This window comes from Trebonia sp., from assembly GCF_049794275.1.
Classification (GTDB): domain Bacteria; phylum Actinomycetota; class Actinomycetes; order Streptosporangiales; family Streptosporangiaceae; genus Trebonia.
Map to the genome: position 1 here is coordinate 1 of NZ_JBARCR010000928.1, position 3,176 is coordinate 3,176.

The window sequence follows — 3,176 nt, forward strand, 5'->3', positions numbered from 1 at the left end:
GGCCGGCCGCACCAGCGTCACCCGCTCGCCCTCGAACAGGAACGCGCCGGGCAGCGGGAACGCGCGGCGGTTGCCGTGCCGGTCCTCCAGCGTCACGGCGTCCTTCTCGAAGGCGACGACCGCGCCGCAGAACCTTTCCTCGAAGTCTTCCACGACGAGCCCGGGCTCCGCCTCGACCTGGGGCACGGGCCGCTGGCCTGGCCGCGGGCGCCTGCTGGCCGCGGCGAGCACGTCGTCGGAGTACCGCCTGCTGCGCACCGCGCCCTCCTCGCCCGCCGCCCCTTGTCTCGTCACCGAAGGGTAGCGAACCGGCGGGGCATCTTGTCGTCCGGCAAGTGTCACGGTGCAATAGCAATAGACTTAGCACTCGGAGATACTGAGTGCCAGAGGAGGTGAACACGGTGCTTGATGAGCGCAAGCTTGCCGTCCTCCGCGCAATCGTCGAGGACTACGTGTCCACCACCGAGCCCGTCGGGTCGAAGTCGCTCGTCGACCGGCACGGCCTCGACGTGTCGCCCGCCACGATCCGCAACGACATGGCGGTTCTCGAAGAGCAGGGGTTCATCGCCCAGCCGCACACCTCCGCGGGGCGCATCCCCACGGACAAGGGGTACCGGCTGTTCGTCGACCGGCTGTCGAGCATCAAGCCGATGTCGGTCGCGGAGCGCCGGGCCATCGAGACGTTCCTCAACGGGGCCTACAGCCTCGACGACATCGTGCTGCGGACGGTGCGGCTGCTCGCCCAGCTCACCCGGCAGGTCGCGGTCGTGCAGTACCCGTCGCTGTCCCGGTCCTCCGTCCGGCACATCGAGCTGGTTTCGCTCGCCCCGCAGCGGGTGCTGCTCGTGCTCATCACGGACACCGGGCGGGTGGAGCAGGCCACCGTGGACCTGCCCGACGTGGCGGAGCCTGAGTCGATCGCGCACCTGCGCGCCGTGCTCAACGCCTGCCTCGACGGGCACCAGCTGGCCGCCGCGGCCGCGACGGTGGGCGGCCTTGCGGACCGTATCCCCGTCACCGAACGCCCGAACGCGACTGCCGTCTTCTCCGCGCTGCTCGACAGCCTCGGCGAGCGGCACGAGGAACGGCTGGTTTTCGCCGGCACCGCGAACCTCGCGGCGCCAGACTTCGGCAAGGGGCTGCGCGAGGTGCTCGAAGCCCTGGAGGAACAAGTGGTGCTGATGCGGCTCCTCGGCGAGGCCGCGAGTCCGTCCGTGACGGTCCTGATCGGCGCGGAGACCGGTCTGCAGGGCGCGTCCGTTGTCTCCGCCGGGTACCGGGCCGGCGGGCAGGCAGTCGCGAAGCTCGGCGTGCTCGGGCCGACGCGAATGGATTACCCGAGCACGATGGGAGCGGTTCGCGCCGTGGCCCGCTACGTTGGCCAGATCCTCGGAGAGTCATAGTGGCTGAAGATTTTTACGCCATGCTCGGCGTCCGGCGTGACGCCTCGTCGGATGAGATCAAGCGCGCCTACCGGCGGCTTGCTCGCGAGCTGCACCCGGACGTCAACCCCGATCCGGAGACGCAGGAGAAGTTCAAGGAGATCAGCCAGGCCTACGACGTCCTGTCCGACCCGGAGAAGCGCCAGATGTACGACCTGGGCGGCGACCCGTTCGCGGCGGCCGGGCCCGGCGGGGCGGCCGGGTTCGGCGGGTTCGGCGCGGCCGGGTTCCCGTTCAGCGAGTTCGTGGACGCGGTCTTCGGCGCCGCGGGCGCCGGCACGACCCGCGGTCCGCGCAGCCGGGCCCGGCGCGGCAGGAACGCGACGATCCGCATCGAGCTGGACCTGTCGGAGTGCGCGTTCGGCGCAACCAGGGAGCTCACGGTGGACACCGCCGTGGTTTGCCCGACGTGTTCCGGTGAGGGTACCGCGCCTGGCACCCACCCGGCGACCTGCGATGTCTGCGCGGGCCGCGGCGAGATCAGCCAGGTCAGGCGCTCCTTCCTCGGCCAGATGATGACCACGCAGCCCTGCCCGGCGTGCAGCGGGTTCGGCACCGTGCTGCCGCGGCCCTGCCCGGAGTGCGACGGCGACGGCCGGGTGCGCACCAGGCGGACGATGAAGGTCAGGATCCCGGCCGGCGTCGAGGACGGCACGCACATTCAGCTGGCGGGCGAGGGCGAGACGGGCCCCGGCGGCGGCCCGCCCGGCGACCTCTTCCTCGAGGTGGTGCAGCAGCCGCACCCGATCTTCGAGCGGCAGGGCGACGACCTGCACTGCACGCTGACGATCCCGATGGCGGCGGCCGCCCTGGGCGCCACGGTTTCGGTGGAGTCCCTGGACGGCCCCAGCGACGTGGACATCCGCCCGGGCACGCAGTCCGGCCAGGTCCTCCCGCTATACGGGCTCGGGGTCAAGCACCTGAGCGGCAACGGCCGCGGCGACCTGGTCATCCACGTGACCGTGGAAACGCCGACCCGGCTCGACGCGGAGCAGGAGAAGCTGCTGCGCGACCTGGCCAAGCTCCGCGGTGAGGAATCCCCGCCCGGCAAGTTCCAGCCCGGCCAGCAGGGCTTCTTCTCGCGCCTCCGCGACGCCTTCAACGGCCGCTAAGCCAGCCCGCTAGCCGCAGCCCCAGCGTCCCTCCCGGTCCCTCCCGGTCCGTGGGTCCTCACCTACTGCCCACCCCAGCCCCCAAGCCCCACCCCGTGGGGTCGCCTGGGCTTGGTGGTGTTCACCGCGTCCAGTCGGCGCCCGCGGCGGGCACCGAACGACGCGGCGTCACACCACCGGCGCCCCGGCTCCCGCCAATTCGCGGCGGTCACCGTCCCGTTGCCGTGTCCGTCCGGTTGCCCGTCCCCGTCAATTCCAGCTCCGCGCATGCGCCGCCCTCGTCGCGATTCCCCCACTGCTCTTCTGCTCACCCCTCGTCCTACCAGCCACAGTCCCGTTCGTCACACCAGTCTCTCCTGTTCACCTTGTGCACGAAATGACAACTTTTCCGGCCTCCAGACCCCCTGATTGTGGTCATCTCGTGCACAAGGTGACGGCTCGTGCGCAAAGTCGCCCGACTCAAGCGGCGGTCGTTACCAGCGGGACGTACGCGTTAGCAGGACCGCAACGGCTGCCGCGCCCGCCGTCGAGGTGCGGAGCACCGTTGGGCCCAGCCGGGCCTCGACGGCGCCCGCCCCGCCGAGCGCGGCGCGCTCGGCGGGGGTGATGCCCCCTTCGGGTC

The 3,176-nt window shown here is 71.3% G+C and carries 4 protein-coding genes; 2 read left to right on the top strand and 2 right to left on the bottom strand.

Annotated features, from left to right (window positions below; all coding sequences use genetic code 11):
* Nucleotides 1-258 (bottom strand): DUF3097 family protein (locus WA805_RS23890; protein ID WP_425243455.1); only part of this gene is annotated, 258 nt, incomplete at its 3' end.
* Between the two features lie 143 nt (nt 259-401).
* Between WA805_RS23890 and hrcA the strand changes: the two genes are divergently transcribed.
* Both hrcA and dnaJ read left to right on the top strand, forming a co-directional pair.
* Nucleotides 402-1,403, top strand: a complete 1,002-nt coding sequence (hrcA, locus tag WA805_RS23895) for a heat-inducible transcriptional repressor HrcA (protein ID WP_422272407.1) — start codon at nt 402-404, stop codon at nt 1,401-1,403.
* Nucleotides 1,403-2,554, top strand: a complete 1,152-nt coding sequence (gene dnaJ, locus WA805_RS23900; protein WP_422272401.1) for a molecular chaperone DnaJ — start codon at nt 1,403-1,405, stop codon at nt 2,552-2,554. The genes hrcA and dnaJ overlap by 1 nt, the downstream gene beginning before the upstream one ends.
* A 473-nt stretch (nt 2,555-3,027) precedes the next feature.
* Here the strand turns inward: dnaJ and WA805_RS23905 are convergent.
* On the bottom strand, nt 3,028-3,176 hold a 149-nt coding region (locus WA805_RS23905; RefSeq protein WP_425243456.1), incomplete at its 5' end, for a 16S rRNA (uracil(1498)-N(3))-methyltransferase.